The sequence below is a fragment of the Bradyrhizobium quebecense genome (assembly GCF_013373795.3).
Classification (GTDB): Bacteria; Pseudomonadota; Alphaproteobacteria; order Rhizobiales; family Xanthobacteraceae; genus Bradyrhizobium; species Bradyrhizobium quebecense.
In genome coordinates, this window is sequence record NZ_CP088022.1 from 2541372 (window position 1) to 2565999 (window position 24628).

At 64.6% G+C, this 24628-nt stretch carries 23 protein-coding genes and 1 tRNA gene; 18 read left to right on the forward strand and 6 right to left on the reverse strand.

The features are described from left to right. The 14 genes from HU230_RS12100 to HU230_RS12165 all read left to right on the forward strand — a co-directional run bounded on the left by HU230_RS12100 (position 1) and on the right by HU230_RS12165 (position 11240). Positions 1-525, forward strand: a complete 525-nt coding sequence (locus HU230_RS12100; protein WP_176531474.1) for a DUF1833 family protein — start codon at positions 1-3, stop codon at positions 523-525. Beyond that, a complete protein-coding gene (locus tag HU230_RS12105) occupies positions 522-947 on the forward strand; it encodes a hypothetical protein (protein WP_176531473.1) in 426 nt (141 codons plus the stop codon). The genes HU230_RS12100 and HU230_RS12105 overlap by 4 nt, the downstream gene beginning before the upstream one ends. Next, complete coding sequence (locus tag HU230_RS12110) at positions 932-4441, forward strand: host specificity factor TipJ family phage tail protein (RefSeq protein ID WP_176531472.1); 3510 nt, start codon at positions 932-934, stop codon at positions 4439-4441. Before HU230_RS12105 ends, HU230_RS12110 begins: the two co-directional genes overlap by 16 nt. Then, positions 4438-4869: a hypothetical protein gene (locus tag HU230_RS12115; protein ID WP_173642720.1), complete on the forward strand. Its 432-nt coding sequence runs from the start codon at positions 4438-4440 to the stop codon at positions 4867-4869. Before HU230_RS12110 ends, HU230_RS12115 begins: the two co-directional genes overlap by 4 nt. A 1-nt stretch (position 4870) precedes the next feature. Then, the gene (locus HU230_RS12120) at positions 4871-5308 is read left to right on the forward strand and encodes a hypothetical protein (RefSeq protein ID WP_176531471.1); all 438 of its coding nucleotides are present in this window, start codon (positions 4871-4873) and stop codon (positions 5306-5308) included. Between the two features lie 41 nt (positions 5309-5349). Further along, positions 5350-5712, forward strand: a complete 363-nt coding sequence (locus HU230_RS12125) for a hypothetical protein (RefSeq protein ID WP_176531470.1) — start codon at positions 5350-5352, stop codon at positions 5710-5712. Further along, complete coding sequence (locus HU230_RS12130; RefSeq protein WP_176531469.1) at positions 5709-6263, forward strand: hypothetical protein; 555 nt, start codon at positions 5709-5711, stop codon at positions 6261-6263. Before HU230_RS12125 ends, HU230_RS12130 begins: the two co-directional genes overlap by 4 nt. After that, positions 6260-6631 (forward strand): hypothetical protein, encoded by a 372-nt coding sequence (locus HU230_RS12135; RefSeq protein WP_176531468.1) that lies wholly within the window; start codon positions 6260-6262, stop codon positions 6629-6631. The genes HU230_RS12130 and HU230_RS12135 overlap by 4 nt, the downstream gene beginning before the upstream one ends. Before the next feature lie 261 nt (positions 6632-6892). Beyond that, positions 6893-8497: a hypothetical protein gene (locus HU230_RS12140; protein ID WP_176531467.1), complete on the forward strand. Its 1605-nt coding sequence runs from the start codon at positions 6893-6895 to the stop codon at positions 8495-8497. A gap of 5 nt (positions 8498-8502) precedes the next feature. Continuing rightward, positions 8503-8862 (forward strand): hypothetical protein, encoded by a 360-nt coding sequence (locus HU230_RS12145; protein ID WP_176531466.1) that lies wholly within the window; start codon positions 8503-8505, stop codon positions 8860-8862. 42 nt (positions 8863-8904) lie between these two features. Then, entirely contained in the window at positions 8905-10155 is a 1251-nt protein-coding gene (locus HU230_RS12150; protein WP_176531465.1) for a peptidoglycan-binding protein, read from the forward strand. Next, positions 10152-10553 carry a hypothetical protein gene (locus tag HU230_RS12155; protein WP_176531464.1) on the forward strand — a complete coding sequence of 134 codons (402 nt, stop codon included), beginning with the start codon at positions 10152-10154 and terminating at the stop codon, positions 10551-10553. Before HU230_RS12150 ends, HU230_RS12155 begins: the two co-directional genes overlap by 4 nt. Beyond that, positions 10540-10866, forward strand: a complete 327-nt coding sequence (locus tag HU230_RS12160; RefSeq protein ID WP_176531463.1) for a hypothetical protein — start codon at positions 10540-10542, stop codon at positions 10864-10866. Before HU230_RS12155 ends, HU230_RS12160 begins: the two co-directional genes overlap by 14 nt. Continuing rightward, positions 10863-11240 carry a DUF1515 family protein gene (locus HU230_RS12165; protein ID WP_176531462.1) on the forward strand — a complete coding sequence of 126 codons (378 nt, stop codon included), beginning with the start codon at positions 10863-10865 and terminating at the stop codon, positions 11238-11240. Before HU230_RS12160 ends, HU230_RS12165 begins: the two co-directional genes overlap by 4 nt. An 11-nt stretch (positions 11241-11251) precedes the next feature. Here the strand turns inward: HU230_RS12165 and HU230_RS12170 are convergent, their stop codons facing one another. From HU230_RS12170 to HU230_RS12180, 3 genes are all read right to left on the reverse strand, one after another. Continuing rightward, the gene (locus HU230_RS12170; protein WP_176531461.1) at positions 11252-11470 is read right to left on the reverse strand and encodes a hypothetical protein; all 219 of its coding nucleotides are present in this window, start codon (positions 11468-11470) and stop codon (positions 11252-11254) included. A gap of 148 nt (positions 11471-11618) precedes the next feature. Next, positions 11619-11780, reverse strand: coding sequence for a hypothetical protein (locus tag HU230_RS12175; protein WP_176531460.1), 162 nt, complete (start codon positions 11778-11780; stop codon positions 11619-11621). Positions 11781-11936: 156 nt separating this feature from the next. Continuing rightward, the gene (locus HU230_RS12180; RefSeq protein WP_224943224.1) at positions 11937-12323 is read right to left on the reverse strand and encodes a hypothetical protein; all 387 of its coding nucleotides are present in this window, start codon (positions 12321-12323) and stop codon (positions 11937-11939) included. Between the two features lie 575 nt (positions 12324-12898). Between HU230_RS12180 and HU230_RS12185 the strand changes: the two genes are divergently transcribed. After that, positions 12899-13975: a Gfo/Idh/MocA family protein gene (locus HU230_RS12185; RefSeq protein WP_176531459.1), complete on the forward strand. Its 1077-nt coding sequence runs from the start codon at positions 12899-12901 to the stop codon at positions 13973-13975. 1 nt (position 13976) lies between these two features. Here the strand turns inward: HU230_RS12185 and HU230_RS12190 are convergent, their stop codons facing one another. From HU230_RS12190 to HU230_RS12200, 3 genes are all read right to left on the reverse strand, one after another. Next, complete coding sequence (locus tag HU230_RS12190) at positions 13977-14402, reverse strand: helix-turn-helix domain-containing protein (protein ID WP_176531458.1); 426 nt, start codon at positions 14400-14402, stop codon at positions 13977-13979. A gap of 65 nt (positions 14403-14467) precedes the next feature. Further along, positions 14468-14764, reverse strand: coding sequence for a hypothetical protein (locus HU230_RS12195; RefSeq protein ID WP_176531457.1), 297 nt, complete (start codon positions 14762-14764; stop codon positions 14468-14470). Between the two features lie 276 nt (positions 14765-15040). Further along, a tRNA-Arg gene (locus tag HU230_RS12200) sits at positions 15041-15117 on the reverse strand. A gap of 289 nt (positions 15118-15406) precedes the next feature. Between HU230_RS12200 and HU230_RS12205 the strand changes: the two genes are divergently transcribed. From HU230_RS12205 to HU230_RS12215, 3 genes are all read left to right on the forward strand, one after another. Further along, positions 15407-20614, forward strand: coding sequence for an alpha-2-macroglobulin family protein (locus HU230_RS12205; RefSeq protein WP_176531456.1), 5208 nt, complete (start codon positions 15407-15409; stop codon positions 20612-20614). Positions 20615-20712: 98 nt separating this feature from the next. Further along, positions 20713-22821: a penicillin-binding protein 1C gene (gene pbpC / locus HU230_RS12210; RefSeq protein ID WP_420840884.1), complete on the forward strand. Its 2109-nt coding sequence runs from the start codon at positions 20713-20715 to the stop codon at positions 22819-22821. 61 nt (positions 22822-22882) lie between these two features. After that, positions 22883-24628: an ArnT family glycosyltransferase gene (locus HU230_RS12215; protein WP_176531454.1), complete on the forward strand. Its 1746-nt coding sequence runs from the start codon at positions 22883-22885 to the stop codon at positions 24626-24628.

Here is a 24628-nt window from a genome sequence, read left to right on the forward strand (position 1 = left end):
ATGCCGACGCACAATGAAGCGCTCCTCGAGGCCTATGCCTCCTGTCCGCCAAGCGCGCGGATCTATTACACGCTCGAGCTCTGGCAGTCGTCGTTTGACCAGCCGGCGCGGGTTGTCGCCAATGTCGGCGACGATATGGCCTTTGGGCTCGAGGCGGGCGCGCCGCGCAACGCCGGCGAGACCGTGACATTCATCGCGTGTCCGTTCCAGGCCGGCTATCCCGAGCAGAAGGAAGGCCAGCCGCCGTCGACCACGATCAAGATCGACAACGTCAACCGCGAGCTGGTGCCGAAGATCCGCGCGGCGCAGGGAACGCGGGAATATATCCAGGTGCTTTATCGCGAGTACCTCGGCAGCGACCTGACCGAGCCGGCCTATGGGCCGATCGAGTTCGAGCTGCGCAGCGTGCAGATGGTCGGGGCGTCGCTGACCGGGACGGTCATGGTCAAAAACCTGCAGAACAAGCGGTTTCCGCGGCTGACCAGGAATTACGACTATATCCAGTTTCCGAGCCTGCTGCCGTGACACGCGCCGATTTCCTCGCGCCCTTGATCGGCGAGCCGTGGGCCTGGCAGTCCCGCAACTGCTGGGATTTCGCCTGCCATGTGCAGCGCGAGCTGTTCGGCCGCGAGCTGCCACAAATCGCGGTGCCGGCGGATTTCAGCAGGCGTTGGGTGCTCGAGGAGTTCGCCGGCCATCCGGAGCGCGCTCGCTGGCGCCAGGTGGCGGACGGTCCCGGCGGCCTGGTGATGGCCGCTGACGGCGCGCTGGTGCTGATGGCCCATGCGCGATTTCCCGCGCATATCGGCGTCTGGCTGCGCCAGGAGGGCCGGGTGATCCATTGCGACGGCAAGGCGGGCGTGGCCTGCGAAACCGTCCTGGCGCTGCGCCAGGTGGGTTGGAAAAGCCTCATGTTCTTCGAGCCGGTGACATGCACGGATCTGTGAAGCGATTGCCCAAGCCGCCGGCGAGCTCGCCGGCGCGTCCGCGAGCTCGTCGCGAGCGGCGGAGCGACGCCGCGCGCCAGCCGGTGCTGCATCTGGTGATGCCCGGCCTCGAGGTCGGCCGCGCCGAGCCGCGCCCGCGGGAGACCGTCACGGCTTTCCTGCGGCGTACAGGCTGGGCCGTGCGCGATCGGGAATTCGGCTGGCAGTTCAAGAAAGGCCTGCCGACCGTCCTCGAGATCAACGGCGAGGCCGTGCTGCGCAGGGATTGGCGGTCGCGCCGCATCGGACCGGCCGACGCGGTTCGCTTCATGTCCTATCCGCTCGGCGGCGGCCAGGGCGGCGGCAACGCGGTCAAGCAGGTCATCGGGCTGGTCGCGCTGGTTGCTGTCTCGGCCTTCGCAATCTGGGCAGGTCCGGCGCTGTTTGGGGCCGGCACGTTTGGCGCACTCGCGACGACCGCTGGGATCGGTATCGGCGGCTCGCTGCTGGTTAACGCCCTGGTCGCGCCAAAGGCCGGCGCGACCAATACGCCGACCGCAACACAGGATCAGATCTATTCGGTCGCAGCGCAGGGCAACGTCGCCAAGCTCGGCCAGCCCTTGCCGGTCTGGTATGGCCGCGTGAAGGACTATCCGGATTTCGCCGCGACGCCCTGGGGCGAGTTCGTGGCCAACGATCAATACCTCAACGTCCTGCTGTCACCGACCATGGGCAGCATGCAATACGAGGCGGTCTATGTTGACGATACCGTGTTCTGGGACGCGACTAATGGGATCGCTGCGGCGTTCACCGACGCGCAGATCGCCTTTTATGAGCCCGGCAGCCCGGTCACGCTGTTCCCGACCAACGTCGATCAGTCCGCCGAGGTCAGCGGCCAGCAGCTGCCATCGGGGACCGGGACGTCAGGCGGCCAGTATGATGCGAACGGCAACCCGTTCGGCGCCTCGGCGCGGTCTCCCGGCGCCTGGATCGGGCCGTTCGCGGCAAATCCTGCGGGCACGCTGGCGCAATCGCTGGCCGTCGATTTCGTCTTTGCGGCTGGCTGCTACACGGTCAACGGCAAGGATGGCTCTATCGGCTATTCAAACGTCGGCCTGACCGCGGAATATGCGACCTGCGACAACGCCGGCGCGCAGACCGGACCGTTCAACCCGCTGTTTTCGATCGTGCGGCAGTATGGCTCGCAGGCGCCGGTCCGCGACAGCGTCAAGGTCGACGTTGCGCCTGGCCGGTATCTGGTCCGCTTTCGCCGCGAGGACGCCGAGCTGTCCGGGACCGGCGGCAGTAACTCCGTGCTCTGGGCAGGCCTGCGCTCGTTCCTGAAAGGAAACAATTCATTTCCCGACGTCTCGACGATCGCGATCCGGTTGAAGGCGTCGCAGTCGACGCAGGGCGCCTATAAGTTCGGCGTGCTGGGCACCCGCAAGCTGCCGGTCTGGAATGGTGCGGCCTTCGTCACGCAGGCGACGCGCAACCCGGCATGGGCATTCCTCGATGCGGTGACGAGCGGGCAATACGGATCTGGGTTGTCGATCGCCAAGGTCGACTTTAACGCCGTCGTGAATCACGCCGCTGGCTGCGCTGCGCGCGGCGACACGTTCGATTATCGGTTTACGACGGCTGTCGCCGTGCCGGACGCGCTGAACAAGATCCTGGCGCCGTCTCGAGCGCAGCATTTCTGGCTTGGCGATACCGTCTCGATCGTCCGCGACGAATGGCGCGACGTTCCGACCATGCTGCTGACCGATCGTGAGATCGTTCGGGATTCGATGCAGGTCAGTTTCACCATGCTCGGCGAGGAAGATCCTGACGCCGTCGTGGTCGAGTATGTCGACGAGGGCACCTGGCGGCCGGCGCAGGTCCAATATCCGCCCGACAGCGACACATTCACGTCGGTCAATGCGGAGACCAAACGCGTCGACGGCATCGTCAACCGCGACCAGGCGTTTCGGGAATGCGCGTTCTATTACCTGCAATCGATCTATCGGCGGGAAAACGTCGCGCTCGGCTCTGAATACGAGGGCAGGGCGATCACGCGCGGATCTGTCGTCAGGGTTCAATCCGATCTGCCGGAGACCTATGGCTACGGCGGCGCCGTCGTCGGCGTCGCCGGCGCGACGCTGACGCTCAACCCGGCGCCGGTCTGGGACAGCGGGCCGTTCTATATGCGCCTGCGGAAGCCGAACGGGAAATTCTTTGGCCCGGTACTGTGCAGCCGCGGCGTCGACGATCGGCACGCCGTTCTTGATGCCGCCGGCCTGGCTGCGGCCGAGGTGGCGCAGGCGACGACGCTGGCGGCCGTCCTGGCCCGCGAGGACGGCGCCGAATACCCGTCGTTTGACCTTGGCACGGGCGTAAGCCAATCGCGCCTTTGCGTGGTCCTGGACGGCTCGCCGAACGGCGACCAGTTCACGCTCAACATGGTGGTTGATGACCAGCGGGTTCATGCGACGGATCTCGGCAACCCGCCGGTGCTGCCGAGCGCGCAGTATCCGTCAAACGACAAGGTTCCGCTGGTCTTTGGGCTCAATGCCTACATCAGCCAGGGCACGGCCGAGCCGCGGCTGTTCGCGAGCTGGTTCCCGACCGCTGGCGCGATCTACTACGTCGCCGGCGTCTCCTATGACGAGGGCAAGAATTGGACGCAGGTCTATGAGGCGGCCGAAAACCAGTTCGATACGGTCGTCAGCCTGGCCGCGGTGCGTCTGCGCGTCCAGGCGGTCAACGCGACCATGCGCGGCGCCTATTCGACCGTCGACCTCGAGGCGCCGACCGTCAAGCTGTCGCCCGGATTGGTCACGCTCGAGTCGTTCAACGCGGCGCTGAAAAAGCAGGTCACGGAAGTCGAGGACCAGAACAACGACGAGATCAATACCGCGCTGGCAGCGATCGCTGCGAGCGCAGCCAACCAGGACGCGCGCAACTGGCTCGACAAAAAGTCCATCAAGTCGGAAATGTCAGCCCGCGTCGGCGCGGCGTTTGCGCAGATCGCCACGGTCCAGACCGTTGCGGTCAATGCGCAGCAGGCCGTCGCGGATCTCAGCACGTCGGTTACGGCGCAATTCGGTGACGTCAATGCGTCAATTAACGAGCAGTCGACGGCGATCGCGCAGCTCGACGGATATGCCGCCGCGGCCTGGTCGCTGACGACCAACGTCAACGGCTACATTGCCGGCATCCAGCTGGTGAATGGCGGGTCCGGGATCTCCGCGTTCACCGTCCTCGCTAACAAATTCCAGATCCAGCTACCGGGCTACAACGGCGATTTGCCGAAGGCGGTCTTTACGGTTGGCACCATCGGCGGCGTCGCCTCGATCGGCATCACGGCGAATATGTATCTCGACGGCGTCCTGACCGCCCGTATGATGAATGTCGGCGTATTGAGCGCGATCACGGCCAACGTCGGCACGCTGACGGCGGGCGTCATCCAAAGCACATCGGGTCTGATGGTCATAAACCTGACCGGCGGCACCATCACGATCTCCGACTCGTGACCAAGCGCATCTATATCGCTGCGGATCGCGTCACGGTTTCCAAGCCGGGCTATGACGCCGAAAACCCGCCGGCCGTCGACTACAAATATTTGTCGCTGGATTCGCGTTTGAACCAGGGGCGGCCGCTCGAGGTCGGCCTGTTTCCGAGCAATGTGTTTGGCAGCGGCAAGGTCTTTTACTCGACGACCTATCCGCATCCGCCGGCCGTCGACATCGTCGCCTATAGCATCCCGTCCGCTGGCGTTGCGTTGTACTCAAAGGCGATGGTTTGCCGGGATGCGAATTCGAGCATTGCTTATCAGCGCTCGAGCTGGGTGCCGATCCTATACACGGACGGGTTTCTGATTTCTGACGACTGGCGATATCGGCGCTCGCGCATCATGGGGACGGGCGTCAACCTCTACTATATCGCCTGGCAGGTCTGGTGAGATGCCCCGGCGCTTTCACGCGGGCTACAATTCGTTCCTTGGTGCCTACGGCGTGTGGCTATCGCGGCCAGGCGTCGACGTGCTGGCGACCGCTAGCAACTCCGACTTTCTGCTGCGGTCGGAAACCAAGAATGACCAGATCGTCATGTCGGGGTCGATCTATCTGCCGATCGGCAGCGGCGACCAGAACATCCCTTATCCGGCGACGTTCACGAGAACGCCCTATGTGTGGTTCGAGGCATACATCGACAGCGGCGTGGTCGCGTATCCCTACAATCTCGGCATGGCGGCGCGCGACATCACGGTCAGCGGCGTGCTGACCTATGAGGTCGGCATGGGCCTGACGTTCTGGAACAACAAGATCACGCTGAACAACAGCAGCTCCGATTATAATTTCTACGTGGATTACATGATCTTCCACCGCAGCCTTGGTCTCTGATGGTCAAGCGGGTTTTGATCCAGTCCGGCGCCGGCGCCGCAATGAGCGTGAGCCTGCCGGGCGTCGACGTGACCACGGCGAACATCGACCAGATGGTTTTCGATTCGCGCTGGTCGGGTCATCAGTTCTACGCCTCGGGCATACTCGACAGCTCGCAGGACTCGGTCGCGACGTTTTTCTTTCCATCGACGCTCGACGCCGTTCCGTTCCTGGCGGCCTACACGGACACGAACATCACGCTCGCGCCTGGGAGCCAGTATCTGGGCTTTACAAATTTTCGGGGCAACAACTCCGACTATTGGGTTTACGCGCAGGTCACGACCTCGTCGCTGCAGTTCCGGTTCAAATTCGGCAACCAGGTCGGCCGCCTTTACTTCGCACTTTTCAGGAGGATCGCAGGATGACGGGGGTAACGCTCGACGGGGCATGGGCTGTTGCCGGCTATCTGCCGCCTGGTGGCAGCGCGCAGGCTGCCGCAGGAGGCGCGGAGACGGCCGCGCTCGAGGAGCCGGCAGCCGCCAGCAGGCCCAAGGTGATTGTCCGGCACGACGGCAACGGCGTGATTACGGCCGTCACGCTGCAGGTCGAGATGGGGATGGAAACGCTGTCCGAGAAGTATGCAGAGATGGGCATCCCGCACATTCTCTATGACGGCGAGGTCGATATCGCCAACGCCTGGGTGAAGAACGGCGAGGTTGTGCCGAAACTCGACGTCGAGATCTCCGGCGAGCTCCGCACGGTCAAGGCGGACGGCGAGGATCTGCTCCAGCTGACGGTTTCGCCGGCAGAGTTCGATGCGACCGTCGCGCTCGACGGCGTCATGGTGCATTTCGAGCATGTGACCGATGGAATGCTCTCGTTCGCGGTCGATCATCCGGGCATCTATGCGATTTTCATCGCGCCGGCGCATCCGTATCGGCTCAAGCGTCTAGACGTCGAGGCGGTTGCGCCATGAGGGTGAGTGTCATCGAGGTCAAGCGGAAGCGCGTCGAGGCAATCGTCAACGAGCGCTACATGGTCGACGGTCACGATATCGCGCACGATCGCAAGCGGGCGCTGGCTGCCGCTGTTGCTGCCGGCGGCGAGCCATCGGCCGAGTTCACGGCGGCGGCGGCCGTCGAGGGCGTCACGCCGCAGGCGCTGGCGCAGACGATCCTCGCCAAGCCGGACGAGCTGATGACCAAAGAGAACAAGCGGCGATCGATGGTCGTTCGGACGCGCGCGGCCAAGACGGTCGCCGAGCTCCAGGCGATCCAGGCCGAGGCCGACGCGGCGGCGGCGCCGGCGCCGACGTCTCGCATCTTTTTGCAGGAAGGACCGTAGTCAATGACCGCGCTCTCGAGCTATTCGACCGGTACGATCTCTGTCGCGGCAAACGGGACGGCCGTCACGGGTGTCGGGACAATCTGGTCCGGCACCAATGTTCGGCCTGGCGACATCCTGCAGATCGGCAATTTTCAGACGATCATCGCTGACGTCACCGACCCGACGCATCTCGTGATTCCGCCATGGGGCGGCGGCGCACAGGCCGGCGTCGCCTATGTCATCTGGAAAGCCTCGTCTCAGCGCATCGCCGGCGCGCAGGTGATCGGTGACGTTTCAAATCTGATCGCGGCGCTGAACACGTCGGGTTTCTTTTGGTTCGTCGACGCGTCACTCGCCGCGCCCGATCCTTCGCTCGGCTCGGACGGTCAGTATGCGCTGCAGCCGACGACCGGGAAAATGTGGTTTCATAGCGCGGGCGCCTGGTCCTATCTCGGCATCTACAGGGGTTTCAGCTTTCGCGGGGTTTACGACAACGCCGCGACCTATTCGGTCGGCGATGTGCAGACGACTGCAGGAACGTCCTATGTCTGGATCAACCCTGCGCCGGGATCGGGGCATCCGGCGCCGGACGCGACATACTGGCAGGTCCTGGCTTCCAAGGGTGACAAGGGCGATACCGGCGCCGTGCCGTGGAGCAGCGCGACGGCTTGGGCAACGGGCACGAATTACGTAGCCGCGCCGCCGGCCTCGATCGTGGTGCATCCGATCAACAAAAACCTTTATCAGTGCATCGTCCCGCATCTGTCGGGGAATTTCGCAACCGATCTGGCGGCCGGAAAATGGCTGCTACTCGCTCAGAGCGCAACCGAGGCGACGAGCGCGACCGCGCTGGCGATCGGTAGCCCGGGAACGAAAGTGTTCTCAGCGGTCACAGGGTTTGCGTATCAGAACGGCGTCCGGCTGCGCGCATCGTCGAATGCCTCGCCGACCAATTGGATGGAGGGCGTTTGTCTCTACGATTCTGTTGCGCAGATCATTACGATGACGGTCGACAAGGCGAATGGTGTCGGCACGTTCGGAGACTGGAATTTCAACCGCGTCGGTCAGCTCGGCGCGGGCGATCTGACGTCGAGCCTCAATCTTGCCGAGCTGACGAACAAGCCGGCTGCGGTGGTCAATCTCGGCATTCCCGGACTACTGAGGGGCTATCAGTCGGGCTTGAAGATCAGCGCTCCAGGCGGGGTCGCCAACTTCACTTTAACCGCCGGCGTTGTAGCTGATCGCAACGCGACCGACATGATTACGCTTGCAGCTGCGCTAAATAAGACGAGCGGCGCATGGGCTGCCGGTAATGGCCTTGGCTGCCTGGATACCGGCGCGATGACGGTCGGCTTTTACCATGTCTTCGTGATTAGAAATCCGACCGGCTCGGGCTCGGTCGATGCTGTCATATCTCGAAGCGCAACCGCTCCAACTCTGCCGGGCGGCTATGCGCTGTTTCGCCGGCGCGGCGTCGTTTATTGGAACGGCACCGTATTCTCTCAGCTGTTGGTACGCGGAAACGAGTTCATCTGGCCGGGCGTCTCGATCGACGTGAACGTGACCAACCTCGGAACAGCGCTGACGACTTACTCCCTCGCAAGTATTCCGACCGGAATCCAGGTGCAAGCCATTCTGACCGTCATCGGCTGGAGCGCGACGCAAAACGTGCAGTGGTGGGTCCATGACGTCGCGATGGTCGACACCGCGCCAAACTTCTCAAACGGTGCGACAGCGACAGAAGTGACAAACGCCGCAATGGGCAACTTCTCTGAAATTCGAGTGTGGACTGACACGAATGCGAATGTCGCCGCCAGGGCGAGCGCTGCATCAACGGTACTCCGCATCGCGACGCGCGGCTGGTTTGATCCATTGGAGGTCTGATCGATATGGGATTTGTAGAGCGAAACAGCGCTGGTGAAATCGTCGGATGGTTTGGCTGCGAGCAGCCTGACCGCGTCCTCGAGCAGGTCGCCGACGATGATCCGGCGGTCGTTGCATTTCTGCAACCGCCGGCGCTGGCGCCGAGCGCCTGCACCAAGCTCGGCTTGAAGCGAGCCTATGACGAGCTCGGCAATTGGGCCGTGGTCCGAGCCGCGATCGCGGCGGATGCCTCTGTCCAGGAGGAATGGGATCTCGCGACGGAGCTCCGGCGTACAGATCCCTTGGTGCAACGCATGATTACGGCCCTCGGTCTGTCTGACGCGCAGGTCGACCAGCTTCTCATTCGCGCAAACGCCCTGGTCTGACCGGGCCGCGCGCCTCCGCTCCATCACAAAAGGACTAACACGATGACCAGCGCAGTCATTTCTGCGAGCGCTATCGATTTGCATGGAATCTCCCACGCGACCTTTGACCTGATCGTCAGCGCCGAGGTCACCAGCCCGGCCTGGTATTCAAGGCATCTGAGCGGCGCGACCTGGCCCGGCGAACAGTCCGGCGTGACGATCGGTTGCGGCTATGACGTCGGCCAGACGACGCGGCAGCAGTTCCAGGCCGATTGGTCGGGCAAGATTCCGGACGCGATGTTGAGGGCGCTGGCGAAGTGCTGCGGCGTCACCGGGCCGGCGGCGGAGAAGCTGGCGCGCAGGCTGCGCGGCGTCGTCGATATCCCTTGGGACGTCGCGCTCGAGGTTTTCTCGAGCCACGACATTCCGCGCTATCTGGCGATCTGTCGGCGGCTGCTGCCTGGCTTCGACGAGCTCTCGCCGGATTGCAAAGGCGTCATCCTCTCGATCGCCTTCAACCGCGACGCCGGCGGCTTCAACAAGCCGGGACCGCGCTGGTCGGAGATGCGGCAGATCAAGGCCGCGATCGGCAGCGGCGAGCTCGCCAAGATCCCTGGCCTCATCCGCTCGATGAAACGGCTCTGGCCCGACAGCAAGGGCTTGCGCATCCGCCGCGACGACGAGGCGGCGCTGTTCGAGCGCGGCCTCGCAACGTGGCATCCGCATGAGCATGCGAAGCTCGCGACGACGCCGGCGCCGGTCGATCCGGACGCCGTCGCCTATGTGCAGGGACGGCTGCGCGAGCTCGGCTATTACGACGTCGGCCAGGTCGACGGCGAGCCCTCGCCGCAGGGTCGGACCGAGGGAATGATCCTGGCCTACCGCAACGCGCGCGGCCTGCCGCTGACGCCGGTGATCGACGGCCAGCTGATCGCCGAGCTCGGCAAGCCGCAGGCGCCGCGGCCGGTCGCCGAGACGCGAGCGAGCGCGACCGTCGCGGATCTCCGCGACGAGGGCTCGCAGACCATCGCGCTGACCGATCGCGCCAAGGGATGGGCCGGCAAGATCTTCGGCAGCTCGACCGGCCTCGGGGGCGCCGGCGTGCTCGCCTGGCTTACGGACCGCGCGACACAGGTCTCGGCCGCAAAGGACGCGGTCGGCGCGCTCGGCCTGACGCCTGGCGCGATCCAGGCGATCGCGATCAGCATCGCCGCCCTGGTCGTCGTCGCCGGCGTCGGCGTCCTGGTCTGGTTCGTGGCCGACCAGCTCGAGCGGCGCCGCCTGGCTGACTATCGCGCGGGGAAGCACGCATGAGCTGGATCATCGCAATCCTCGTGCGCCTGGCCGGCCTCGCGGGCGTCAGCCTGTCGCCCTTTGCCGCCGGCGCGCTGTTCGCCGGCGGCCTGGCCGTCGTCGCGGGCGGCGCCGCGATCGCCGGCGGTGTGCATCTCTACAACGCCGGCTTTAGCTCGGCGGATGCCAAGTGCGAGGCGGCACAGGTCGCCGCGCAGAATGCGCAATTGCAGGCGCGCCTCGCCGAGAAGGATCGTCAGCTCATTTTCGCCAACGCCCTGCAGCAACGCGACGCCAAGCGCGCCGCGGCGGCCGAGGCGCAGATCCAGTCTAACCAGGGGGCAATCGATGCAACGCCGGCTAATCCTAACAAGTGTTTTACTCGCGACATGTCTCGCCGGGTGCGTGGGGTCCGGTAGCGTCGACAGACTGCAGCCTCCGCCTCCGGACGCGCCGAACATTCCGGCGCTGCCGGCGGACGTTGCGGCCTGCGAGCGCGCGCCGGTCGATACGCCGGACCGCGAGCTCGACGCCGGCGAGATCGAGCGGCTCTGGAAAACCGATCGCGCGGCGCTGGCGAAGGTCAACGCCTGCCTGCATCGCGCCGTCTGCCAATACCAGGACGTTCGCGAGGGCATCGGCCGCGTCCAGGGCGTTGCCTGCGAGAGCGCGCTGCCGGCGGAAAAGCCGGCGCACGGTTTCAGCCTGTTCAAGCGAAAGAAGGTGCAATGAGCGGCGACGAAACGGCCAGCGTAAATGCTGCCTTGCTTCAGATGGCCGCCAAGATCGGCGGGCTGGAGTCGACCGTCTCGACGCTGCTGCAGACCTGGCAGCGGATGGAAGAGAAAGCCTCTGAGGGCCGCAAGGATCTGCACCGAAAGGTCGACGATCTTCGCGCCGAGATGACGGCTATGGGCGCGCAGGTGACGACGGCGACTAAAGACATCTCGGACATGAAACCGACCGTCCAGGCCGTGCAGAATGTTCAGGTGCAGGCGACCGGCGTGCGCAATGCCAGCCGTTGGCTCTATTGGGCCGCTGTCGGTTTAAGCGGCGGGGTCGGCTGGATCATCACGAACTTCATCGACATTCATCTCAAGCGCTGATGGTCCATAACCTAGATGTTCCCACCATGATCGGCCTGGTCCGAGCGTTCGGCAGATAGCAACCGTGGTAGGGGCGGCATGCGGGGCCGGGGTTGCTCGGCCACTTTTTCCATTTCCTCGCTCTCGGCATGACGCCTGTGCCGCTTCCAGGCGAGCAAGCCAACAAGCACGAGCACGAAGCCAGCGGCCATCATGAAAACCGAAATCACCTGCGTCCAATCATAGGCCATCAGGGATTCTCGCCCGTACCGGAGGCTGCGTCAGCGACAATCGCCAGTTCTTTTGAGTCGAACTGGGCGGCCACGGCAACCGTTGAGGCCGGCCACGTATGGCCCAATCGTGGGGGCAGATCGCCAATCATCACGGCCGAGGATACCGTTACTTGGAAAAATTCAAAAATTGCGCCTTCGCGTTGAGGGCCTGCATTTGACCTTCCAGACTGCTCACTCGGTTGTTGATCTCGTTGATTAGTTTGTAGGTACGGTCCAGTTCAACCTCTTGCTGGGCGAGCCGCTGCTGCTCAATCTTGCGCAACTCCATTGTGATCTCGATGCTATGATAGCCCAATTGCCTACGCTGTACCTCGGACAATCCGATCGAGATCACATTGAGAATTACAGCCGCTATCAAAATGGTTCGCGTTGAAATTGTCATCAGTCCCCCGACAATTTTGCTGAGCTGCGCAAAATTGAAACCTCATTTGATCGTATACTTCCTGCCGTTCGTATTTGGATCTGTATTGTCGCTCGACGAGAACATCAGTACTGGCACTGTTTCATCTGTCTCGCGGTAGAACCTGTAGAGACCTTTGCCTTGAAGAGTGATCTCCTGCGGGTCACTATTTGCCGGCCCGAGTGGCTTGCCATCTTCGTAAAGGCGGGCAGCCTCAATCTCTGCGAGCGGATATTTGACGACGACGACGTATGCATGGCCTTGCCAGAGACGAAAAGCGCTGCGGATCCATGGGGTCGCAGGCTGGGGCGGGATCAGATAGAGAAACCCACTTGAAGCAAACGCGAACAGCGTTGAGCCAATCGTCACTCGCATGCTGGATGACATGCTAGAGAACTTAAAGAATGGCACCTTCCGGCTCTTGCTTATTAGACCGCGATTTTTCGGGTGTGCCCCGCATACCGCCGAAGAGCTGAAACGACTCGGAGTAGCCTTGCTCTCGGCCGTCGCGGAAGCCTATCCGATACGCTCTCCAGATGGACAGCGGGATCAAAATCGAGCCTACAGCGATGAGCAAGGTCATCATGCAAGGGCCAATTGTAGCGATAGGGGCCAACAACTCATATAGCAGAAAAATGTCGTTGAATAGAGCGCAGGCGGGAGGCTACGCGTTTTAGACGGTAGTTTTGCCGTATTTTTACGGGGGCCAAATTCAATGTTGTTCGGCACGCCCTAAGTGTGCAATTTTATTTTTTATAGGGAGTTAGCGTATGAGTGGGCGTGCGACTGCTCGAAAAGAGCTTTTGTTTTGGGGCTCGATGTTGCTCAGCCTTTCGCCGCTTTGGTTAGCCGCGGGAGTGCTGCTAGTTTTCAAATGGTAGCAGGTTGACAGAAGAGTTCGCCGCCGAATGACGGCGACATTGCCGTGCGGCTCGCGAGGCCGCTTATCTGCGCGCCCATCCACCGATAAATAGGGTTTAGTTGCGATGATCAGATTTGGCCTGCTCGGGTGCGGGCGTATCGCCAAGCGCCATTCCGATCTCCTGGGTGGCAATCACATCGCGGGAGCGAGCCTGGTTGCAGTCTGCGATCCGCTTCGTGCGCGTGCCGATGCGATTGCCGGGAAGTTCGCCGTTCCCGCCCATTACGACATGGACGAGTTCCTGGCGCGCAAGGATATCGACGCCGTCGCCGTGCTGACACCGAGCGGCTTGCATCCCGCGCATGTGATCGCCTGCGCAAGGGCCGGCAAGCACGTCGTGGTCGAGAAACCGATGGCGCTGCGGTTGCAGGACGCCGACGACATGATCCGGGCCTGCGACGAGGCCGGCATCAAGATGTTCATCGTCAAGCAGAACCGCTTCAACGTGCCGGTGGTCAAGGCGCGCGAGGCGCTCGATGCCGGCCGCTTCGGCAAGCTCATCCTGGGGACGGTCCGGGTGCGCTGGTGCCGCGACCAGGCCTATTACGACCAGGACGATTGGCGCGGCACCTGGGCCTTTGACGGCGGCGTGCTGACCAATCAGGCGAGCCACCACGTCGATATGCTGGAGTGGTTCTTCGGCGACGTGGTGAGCGTGCATGCGCGGGCGACGACGGCGCTCGCCAACATCGAAACCGAGGACACCGCCGTCGCGACGCTGAAGTTCCGCAACGGCGCGCTCGGGATCATCGAGGCGACCACCGCGGCGCGCCCGACCGATCTCGAAGGTTCGCTGTCGATCCTGGGCGAAAAGGGCACGGTCGAGATCTCCGGTTTCGCGGTCAACCAGATCCGGCACTGGCGCTTTGTCAACGAGCTGCCGTCGGACAAGGACGTCGTGGAGAAGTTCTCGGTCAACCCGCCCAACGTCTACGGCTTCGGCCATCAGGCCTACTATCATCATGTGGTCGATTGCCTGGAGAACCAGCGCGCGGCCCTGGTCGACGGGCTCGAGGGCCGCAAGAGCCTGGAGCTGATCTCGGCCCTCTATGAGTCGATCGAGACCGGAGCGGAAGTTGCCCTGCGCTTCACGCCGCGCCGGAGCCGGCTGGGTGTCATATCGTCCGCTCACAATCTTTGAATTATCGCGATTGGACCTTGGCCTTGCCGGCGCGGGGAATTCCCGTGTTTTTGTCATGCGGGACCAGCTCGGGCGCAGCGTCGACGGGCAGGGCGGCGATCGCAACGCCGAGCGCGGCTAGGCATGCGGCCTTGTTCGGCCAGCCCTGGGCGATCGCATCCTGGTCGTCGCGCGGCTCGCCGACCAGGTAACGCGCCGAGCCGTCCTCGCCGACATGCGGGCCGCGGCGCTCGAGCTGCGCGGCGTAGCTGGCGCCGGCCTCGAGGATACGACGATAGAGATCTCGCAGCTCGTCGACGGCGCGCGCCGGCGCCGGCCGCCGGCCGCTACACCAGGATTTCACAGTATCGAGGCGCACGCCTTGGAATTCGGCAGCCTCGGTCTGCGAGAGGCCGCAGCGCTGCCGCATCAGATCGTAAACGCTCATGGCGCAAATGCTCCTGTCGGGGCGGAAAGGAATTGCGGCTCCGGTTTCCCGGAGCCGCTGTCGTCTTAGTGTTCCCGATCGTATTGCTCGAAATCGGAGAAGGTCGGTCCGCGACCTCCGATCAGGTTGGCCTTGCGCAGGCCTTCCATCGCCTTGGCGTGACGGCCAGCGCGACGGCGATCCGGGATCATCTCGATCAGCTGGTCGGGATGGAAGTTCAGCGTCTTGGCGACGGTCAGCACCATCTGCTTGGTGATCGTGCCCTTGACGGCGTGACCTTCAAGAAACTGCACGCCGAGGCGCTCGGCCTGATCGCGCAGGGACTGCATCTGAGCGAGGGGATCGCGGTTGAACAAACCCATTGTAGGACTCCATTTTCCTTTCGCGTCGGGCCAATCCCAACGCTGGATTGTTTGTACACGAATGGTGTACAGGCGCAAGTAGTTTGTGGCACACCAGATGCGATTTAGTTCCGCTGTGCGAAATCAGTTCGGGGATTTTTCCGGGGATTCGATGCAACATCCGGCCTCAAACAGCTGCATTGATCCGCATCTGTTCTACACAAAACGTGAATGTGTCGCCTGTGGATAAAGGAGGTAAATGCTTTTGATTTAAAAGGAATTTTCGCCCGTTTTGTTTGGCGATCCCGGCAGGATTCGAACCTGCAACCCGCGGAGTAGAAATCCGCTACTCTATCCAGTTGAGCTACGGGACCGTGGCCGCCTTGTAGCACCCGCAATATGAAAAATCCGCCTTTCCGCCAAGTCCGTCCGAACCGATTTTTGTGGTCAGACGACAAAGGCGAGCAGGGGTCCCGTCCTGTGTTGGCCAGACTCGCCCGCCGAGCCGGCATGACGCTGCCGCCGGGGCAGGTCGAAGGAATGTCGGCAATGCAATCTGCGACGTTTTCGTCCGTTCATGTCAGCGCCTTCACTCCGTCACCTTTTCGCGCATTTTTTAGCCCCAACGCGGCGGTCGACCGCGGGGCGTTCAGGAGCTCCATCATGATCGGATTGGTTCGTGCGGCCGCAATTTGCGCCACGCTGGCGCTCGGCTTGGTGAGCGCCCAGGCCGCGGACAAGGCCTTCAGGCGCGACGACCTCGCGGATTCCGCGATCAGGCTGGAAGCCCAGATCAAGAGCGAGGCGGGCGCGGTCAACAAGTCGGCGGCGACCTTGCGCACCGACGCGGACGCAGCCTTCAAGCGCAATGATTTCCGCGGCGGGCTCACGATCCTCGGCCAGATCGCGGCAACCGCGCCCGAGGACGGCGCCAACTGGCTGCGGCTTGCCAGGACCGTGTTCCAGATCCGCTCCGCCAGCTCCAGCGAACAGACCTTCCTGATGGAGCGCGCCTCCACTGCCGCCTACCTCGCCTATCAGCGCGCCGGCAATGCGGGCGAGGAGGCCGATGCGTTGGCCGTGCTCGGCAAGGCGCTCGCGGAGCGCAAGCTGTGGCGTCCGGCGCTCGACGCGCTGCGGCTGTCGCTCGACCTGCGCGAGGTCGCCGATGTCCGGGGCCAGTATGAGAAGATGCGCGACGAGCATGGCTTCCGGCTGCTCGATTATACCGTCGATTCCGATGCGGCCTCGCCGCGGGCCTGCTTCCAGTTCTCCGAGGAACTCGCCAAGCGCGTCGACTTCGCGCCGTATCTCGCACTGGCCGGCACCGACAAGCCGGCTTTGTCGGCGGAAGGCCAGCAGCTCTGCGTCGACGGGCTGAAGCACGGCGAGCGCTACAACATCAATCTGCGCGCCGGCCTGCCTTCGACCGTCAAGGAGACCCTGCCGAAATCCGCTGAGTTCAACATCTATGTCCGCGACCGCAAGCCGTTCGTGCGGTTCACCGGGCGGGCCTACGTGCTGCCGCGGACCGGCCAGCGCGGTATCCCGGTGGTCAGCGTCAACACGCCGGCGGTCACGGTCAACGTGTTCCGGATCGGCGACCGCAACCTGATCAACACCGTGATCGACAGCGACTTCCAGAGCACGCTGAGCCGCTATCAGCTCTCCGATCTCGGCGACCAGCGTGGCGTCAAGGTGTGGTCCGGCGAGCTCGCCACCGCCACCACGTTGAACCAGGACGTCGTCACCGCATTTCCGGTCGACCAGGCGCTCGGCGACCTGCAGCCGGGCGTCTACGTCATGACCGCCGCGGCCAAGGGGCCGGGCAGCGACGATGACGGCACGCTGGCGACGCAATGGTTCATCGTCTCCGACATGGGCCTGTCGGCCTTCTCCGGCAACGACGGTATCCACGTCTTCGTCAATTCGCTGGCCTCGACCGAACCGGTCGCCAATGCCGACGTGAAGCTGGTCGCCCGCAACAACGAGATCCTGGCCACCCGCAAGACCGATGCAGCAGGCCATGTGCTGTTCGAGCAGGGGCTGGCACGCGGCGAGGGTGGATTGTCGCCAGCACTGCTGACGGTGACGGGCGAGAAGGCCGACTACGCCTTCCTGAGCCTGAAGACCAACGCTTTCGACCTCACCGACCGCGGCGTCGCAGGGCGGGCGATCCCGGCCGGTGCGGACGCCTTCGTCTACGCCGAGCGCGGCGTCTATCGCTCCAACGAGACCGTCTATTTGACCGCGCTGCTGCGCGACGGACAGGGCAATGCCTTGACCGGGACGCCGCTGACCATGGTGATCGAGCGGCCCGACGGCGTCGAATTCCGCCGCACCGTGCTGCCCGACCAGGGCGCTGGCGGCCGCATGCTGGCGGTGGCGCTGAACTCCGCGGTGCCGACGGGGACCTGGCGGGCGCGTGTCTTTACCGATCCCAAGGGCTCGTCGGTCGGCGAGACCACCTTCATGGTCGAGGATTACATCCCCGAGCGGATCGAATTCGACCTGACCAGCAAGGAGAAGGTGATCAAAGCTGAAGTTCCAGTGGAACTTCAGGTTTCCGGCCACTTCCTCTATGGCGCGCCGGCCTCGGGGCTGCAGCTCGAAGGCGACATGCTGGTCGCACCTAGCGCAACCGGCCGGCCCGGCTATGCCGGCTACCAGTTCGGCGTTGATGACGAGCAGACCGCGAGCAACGAGCGGACCCCGATCGAGGACCTGCCGGAGGCCGATGCCAACGGCGCGGCCAGCTTCCCGGTCAAGCTCGACAAGGTCCCGGCCTCGACCCGGCCGCAGGAGGCCCAGATCTTCATCCGCATGGCGGAGACCGGCGGCCGTTCGGTCGAGCGCAAGATCGTGCTGCCGGTGGCGCCTGCGGCCTCGCTGATCGGCGTCAAGCCGCTGTTCGGCGACAAGAGTGTGGCCGAGGGCGACAAGGCCGAGTTCGACGTCGCGTTCGTCGCGCCCGACGGCAGGCAGCTGTCGCGCAACGGGCTGCGCTACGAGCTGTTGAAGCTGGAGTCGCGTTACCAATGGTACCGGCAGAATTCGTCCTGGCAGTATGAGCCGGTCAAGTCGACCCGCCGCGTCGCCGACGGCGACGTCAATCTCGCCGCCGACAAGCCGATGCGCCTGACCTTCCAGCCGCAGCCCGGCCGCTACCGGCTTGATGTGAAATCGACCGACGCCGATGGTCCGGTGACCTCGGTGCAGTTCGATGTCGGCTGGTATTCCGACGGCAGTGCCGACACGCCCGACCTGCTCGAAACCTCGATCGACAAGCCGGAATACCAGTCCGGCGACACCATGACGGTGTCGGTCAACGCGCGTACGGCCGGCAAGCTCACGGTCTATGTGCTGGGCGACCGCCTGCTGACGACCCAAAGTGTCGACGTCAAGGAGGGCACCCAGCAGGTCAAGCTACCGGTCGGCAAGGACTGGGGCACCGGCGCCTATGTCATGACGACGCTGCGCCGACTGCTCGATGCCGCCGCCGGGCGCATGCCGGGCCGCGCGATCGGGCTGAAATGGTTCGGCATCGACAAGAAGACACGCACGCTGGCCGTCGAGCTTTCGCCGCCCGCATTGGTGCGGCCGGGCACGACGCTGAAGATTCCGGTCAAGCTCGGCGGGCTCAATCCCGGCGAGGACGCCAAGGTAGTGCTCGCCGCGGTCGATGTCGGCATCCTCAACCTGACCAACTACAAGCCCCCGGCGCCGGACGACTACTATCTCGGCCAGCGCCGCCTGACCGCCGAGATCCGTGACCTCTACGGCCAGCTGATCGACGGCATGCAGGGCACCCAGGGGCAGATCCGCAGCGGCGGTGACGCAGCCGGCGCCGAGCTGCAGGGCTCGCCGCCGACGCAGAAGCCGCTCGCGCTCTATTCCGGCATCGTCACGGTCGGTCCCGACGGCACTGCCGAGGTGAGCTTCGACATCCCCGAATTCGCCGGCACGGCGAGGGTGATGGCGGTGGCGTGGAGTGCCACCAAGCTCGGCCGCGCCAATGTTGATGTCATCGTGCGCGATCCCGTGGTGGTGACCGCGACATTGCCGCGTTTCCTGCTGACCGGTGACAAGGGCACCATCAGCATGGATATCGACAACGTCGAGGGCGCTGCCGGCGATTACGCCGTCAGCGTCAAGGCGAGCGGCCCGATCAAGGCTTCGGGTAATCCGACCACGACCGTGAAGCTCGCCGCAAAGCAGCGCACCTCGCTGTCGCTCGGCCTCGAGGCCGGCGGCGCGGGGCGCGCCGATTTCGACGTCGACATTTCCGGGCCGAACGGGATGACGTTGGCGCGGCACTATGCGCTCGACGTCAAGCCGGCGACCCAGGTGCTGGCGCGCCGCTCGATCCGCACGCTGGCGAAGGGCGAGAGCCTGACGCTGACCTCCGACATGTTCTCCGATCTGGTGCCGGGCACCGGCAGCGTCTCGGTCTCGGCGAGCCTGTCGACCGCGCTCGATGCGGCGAGCATTCTGAAGGCGCTCGACCGCTACCCTTATGGCTGCTCCGAGCAGATCACCAGCCGCGCGTTGCCGCTGCTCTATGTCAACGATCTCGCCGCCGGCGCCCATCTTGCGATGGACACCGCGGTCGACCAACGCATCCGCGATGCGATCGAGCGGCTCCTGGCGCGGCAAGGATCGAATGGCTCGTTCGGCCTGTGGTCGGCAGGCGGCGACGACGCCTGGCTCGACGCCTACGTCACCGACTTCCTGACCCGAGCCCGTGAAAAGGGCTTTGCGGTGCCCGACGTGCTGTTCAAGAACGCACTCGACCGCGTCAGAAACTCGGTGGTCAATGCCAACGAGCCGGAGAAGGACGGCGGCCGCGATCTGGCCTACGGCCTCTACGTGCTCGCCCGTAACGGCGCTGCGCCGATCGGCGACCTGCGCTATCTCGCCGACACCAAGCTGAACAATCTGGCGACGCCGATCTCCAAGGCGCAGCTGGCCGCGGCGCTGGCGCTGGTCGGCGACAAGGCGAGGGCGGAGCGGGTCTATGGTGCCGCGCTCGATGCGCTGAACCCCAAACCGGTGATCGAGTTCGGCCGCGTCGATTACGGTTCGGCGCTGCGCGATGCGGCGGCGCTGGTTTCGCTCGCAGGCGAGGGCAATGCGCCGCGCACCACGCTGACGCAGGCCGTGCTGCGGGTCGAAGCGGCGCGGGGGCTGTCGCCCTACACCTCGACGCAGGAGAATGCGTGGATGGTGCTGGCGGCACGCGCCCTCGCCAAGGAGACGATGGCGCTCGACATCAACGGCCAGCCGGTCAAGACCGCGGTCTATCGCAGCTACAAGGCCGAGGAGATGACGGGCCAGCCGCTCAAGATCACCAACACCGGTGACGCGCCGGTACAGGCGGTGATCTCGGTGTCGGGCTCGCCGGTGACGCCGGAGCCCGCCGCCTCCAACGGTTTCAAGATCGAGCGCAGCTATTTCACGCTCGACGGCAAGCCGGCCGACGTCAGCAAGGCGAAACAGAATGACCGCTTCGCGGTTGTGCTGAAGGTGACGGAAGCCAAACCGGAATTCGGTCACATCATGGTGGCCGACTATCTGCCGGCGGGGCTCGAGATCGACAATCCGAACCTGGTGTCGTCAGGCGATTCCGGCACGCTCGAGTGGATCGAGGACGGTGTCGAGCCGAAGAACACCGAGTTCCGCGATGACCGCTTCACTGCGGCGATCGACCGGGGTGCCAATGACAAGTCGGTCTTCACGGTCGCCTATGTCGTGCGCGCGGTGTCGCCGGGCAAATACGTGCTGCCGCAGGCCTATGTCGAGGACATGTACAACCCCTCGCGCTACGGCCGCAGCGGCACCGGTGCGGTCGAGGTGAAGCCGGCGAAATGAGTGATCGTGGAATGAGCAAGGACGCGCGTCCAAAACTCTTCTCGTCATGGCCGGGCTTGACCCGGCCTTCCAGGGACACGTCCGCTGGCAAGAAAGACGTGGATGCCCGGGTCAAGCCCGGGCATGATAAGCGTAGCGGGCGGTTGGTGCTTCGCATCGCCGGCGCTGTTGCGATCGTGCTCGTCATGGTTGCTGCGGCCTTCGCCGCTTGGGTGGTTTCGCTCGGGCCGCTGCCGCTTGCGCAGGCGCAGCAGGTCTCGACCACAGTCATCGACCGCAATGGAAAACTGTTGCGCGCCTATGCAATGGCGGACGGACGCTGGCGGCTGCCGGTCGACGCCAAGGCATCGGTCGATCCCGGTTATCTGAAGCTGTTGTTCGCCTATGAGGACAAGCGCTTCTATGCGCATCACGGCGTCGATCCGCTGGCGCTGTCGCGCGCCGGCTTCCAGTTGCTCACACGCGGCCATATCGTCTCAGGCGGTTCGACGATCACGATGCAGCTGGCGCGGTTGATCGAGCCGCGGCACCAGCGCTCGGTCTATGCAAAGCTGCGGCAGATGGTGCGCGCGGTTGAATTGGAGCGGCAGCTTTCGAAAGACCAGATCCTCGACCTCTACCTTGCGCTGGCGCCATTCGGCGGCAACCTCGAGGGCGTGCGCGCCGCCTCGATCGCCTATTTCGGCAAGGAGCCGAAGCGGCTCTCGCTCGCGGAGGCCGCATTGCTGGTTGCGCTGCCGCAATCTCCGGAGCGGCGGCGGCTCGATCGTTATCCGGACGCTGCCCACGCCGCGCGGGACCGCGTGCTCGACCGCATGGTCGAGGACGGCGTGGTGTCGAAGGACGAAGCCGCGCAGGCCAGGGCAACGCCAGTGCCGAAGCTGCGCAAGCAGATCCCGATCCTGGCGCCGCATTCGTCCGATCAGGCGATCGCGACGATGAAGGATGCGCCGGTCATCAAGCTCACGCTGGATGCCACCCTGCAACGGAACCTGGAGGCGCTGGCGCGCGACCGCGCCATCGCGCAGGGGCCGGACGTTTCGGTCGCGATCGTCGTGGTCGACAACGAGACGGGCGACGTGCTCGCGCGCGTCGGCTCGGCGGATTATTTCGACGAGCGGCGTGCCGGGCAGGTCGACATGACGCGCGCGGTGCGCTCGCCGGGCTCGACGCTGAAGCCGTTCATCTATGGCCTCGCCTTCGAAGACGGCTTTGTTCATCCCGACAGCCTGATCGAGGATCGGCCGATCCGCTTCGGCACCTATGCTCCGGAAAATTTCGACATGACGTTCCAGGGCACGGTGCCGATCCGCAAGGCGCTGCAATTGTCGTTGAACGTGCCGGCGATCGCGCTGCTCGACCGGGTTGGCGCCAGCCGGCTATCGTCACGGCTGAAGCAGGCCGGCACCAACCTAGTGCTGCCGAAGGACGAGGCACCAGGGCTTGCGATGGGCCTCGGCGGCGTCGGCATCACGCTGCAGGATCTCGCCCAGCTCTATTCCGGTTTGGCGCGGCTCGGTGCGACCAAGCCGCTGCGCGAGATCGTGCAGCCGAATGACGGCCGTGAAACGATGCGGCTGATGGATCAGGCCGCGGCGTGGCAGGTGGGCAATGTCCTGCTCGGCACACCGCCGCCGGAGAACGGCGTGCATAACCGGATCGCGTTCAAGACCGGCACCAGCTACGGCTATCGCGACGCCTGGTCGGTCGGCTTCGACGGTCGCATCACCATCGGCGTCTGGGTCGGTCGCCCGGATGGCGCGCCGGTGCCGGGGCTGGTTGGGCGCACGGCGGCGGCGCCAATCCTGTTCGATGCCTTTGCACGCACCGGGAAGATCCCGGCGGCGTTGCCGAAGCCGCCGCGCGGCGTGCTGGTCGCCTCCAACGCAAAATTGCCGCCGCCGCTGCGCCGGTTCCGGCCGCTCGGCGAACTGGTCCGCAGCGGCAACGACCAGGCGCCACACATCCAGTTTCCGCTGAATGGCTCACGCATCGACGTCGATCAATCCGAGGGCGGTCATGCGGCGATGCCGGTCAAGGTCGCCGGCGGGGTGCTGCCGCTGACGGTACTCGTGAACGGTGTCTCAGCCGGGGACATCGACAGCCGGCGGCAGCGCCTGATCGACCCGCCCGGACCGGGCTTCGCGCGGCTCACCGTCATCGACGCCACGGGGGCAGCGGATACCGTTGTGATCCGCGTGCAATGATCGCGCGGGAAAGCGGAACAGCACGGTTGTTTGCGCTGCGGTTTCATCGTATGCGAAACCCATGGTGGATAGCCTCCAACCCCGGCGCTTCGGAGCAGGGCAACAGTCTGTAAAACCTGCGCATTCGAGCCGCAGGCTGTTCATGGCGTTCGAGTTCGCGACGGCCAGCCAATGGCGTTCGATCCTGTTCCTGACGCTGACCTGCCTGGTGCTGTTCCTGCCGGGCTTCTTCACCATCCCGCCGATCGACCGTGATGAGGTTCGCTTTGCCCAGGCGACCAAGCAGATGGTCGAGAGCGGCGACTTCGTCGATATCCGCTTCCAGGACGACGTACGCTACAAGAAACCGGTCGGCATCTACTGGATGCAGGCGGCGGCGCTGAAGACGATCTCCGCGCTCGGGGTGCCGCGCGCCCAGGTCCGCATCTGGGTGTACCGCCTGCCGTCCCTGATCGGCGCCATCGGCGCCGTTTTGCTGACCTATTGGACAGCGCTTGCGTTCGTGACGCGACAGAGCGCGGTGCTGGCTGCCTTGATGATGGCAAGTTGCGTGCTACTCGGGGTCGAAGCGCGGCTCGCCAAGACCGACGCCATGCTGCTGCTGACGGTCACCGCGGCGATGGGCGCGATGGCGCGGGTGTATCTATCCTGGCAACGCGGCGAGGATCCGGCGCATCCATCATGGGCGCCGCCTGCGATCTTCTGGACGGCGCTGGCGGTCGGCATCCTGCTCAAGGGCCCGCTGATCCTGATGTTCGTCGGCCTTGCCATGGCCGGGCTTGCGATCCTCGATCGATCGGCGGCCTGGTTCTGGCGCATGCGCCCGGTCTGGGGCCTGATGTGGACCCTGGTGCTGGTGCTGCCGTGGTTCGTGCTGATCTTCCTGCGCGCCGGCGAAACCTTCTTTGCCGACTCCGTCGGCGGCGACATGCTGAGCAAGCTCGGCGCACAAGAATCCCATGGCGCGCCGCCCGGGCTCTATCTGCTGCTGTTCTGGATCACGTTCTGGCCCGGCGCGCCGCTCGCCGGCCTGGCGGCGCCGGCTGTCTGGCGCGCGCGGCGCGAGCCGGGTGCCCAGTTTCTGCTGGCCTGGTTGATCCCGTCCTGGATCGTGTTCGAGGCTGTGCTGACCAAGCTGCCGCACTACGTGCTCCCGCTCTACCCGGCGATCGCAATCCTGACCGTCGGCGCGCTGGAGCGGCGTGTGCTGTCGCGCTCCCCCTGGTTGTTGCGCGGCGCTGCGTGGTGGTTCGCTATCCCTGCATTCGGCGCCGTGCTCGTGATCGTCGGCGCCATCAAGGCGATCCATCAGCCGGTGTTTCCGGCCTGGCCATTGTTCGCGGTGGCGATGGTGTTCGGCCTGATCGCCTGGTGGATGTTCGAGGATAGCCGCGCCGAGCGCTCGCTGCTCAATGCGGTGATCGCCGCGGCGCTGATGGCCGGCGCCACCTATGGCGTGGTGCTGCCGCGGCTCACCACCGTGTTTCCGAGCCAGGAGGTCGCGCGCGCGCTGCGCAACGTGACCTGCGTCGGCCCGAAGGCGGCGGCTGCCGGCTTCCACGAGCCGAGCCTCGTGTTCATGACCGATACGTCGACGCTGCTCACCGACGGATCGGGCGCCGCGGATTTCCTGGGGCAGGGCTCCTGCCGCTTCGCGCTGGTCGAACAGCGCTCCGAGCGCGCCTTCGTGCAACGCGCCGAGGCGATCGGCCTGCGCTACAACGCGCGGGTGCGGATCGACGGCTACAACATCTCGCAGGGCAAGGCCGTTTCGATCGCGATCTTCCGTTCCGAAGGGACGGAGTGA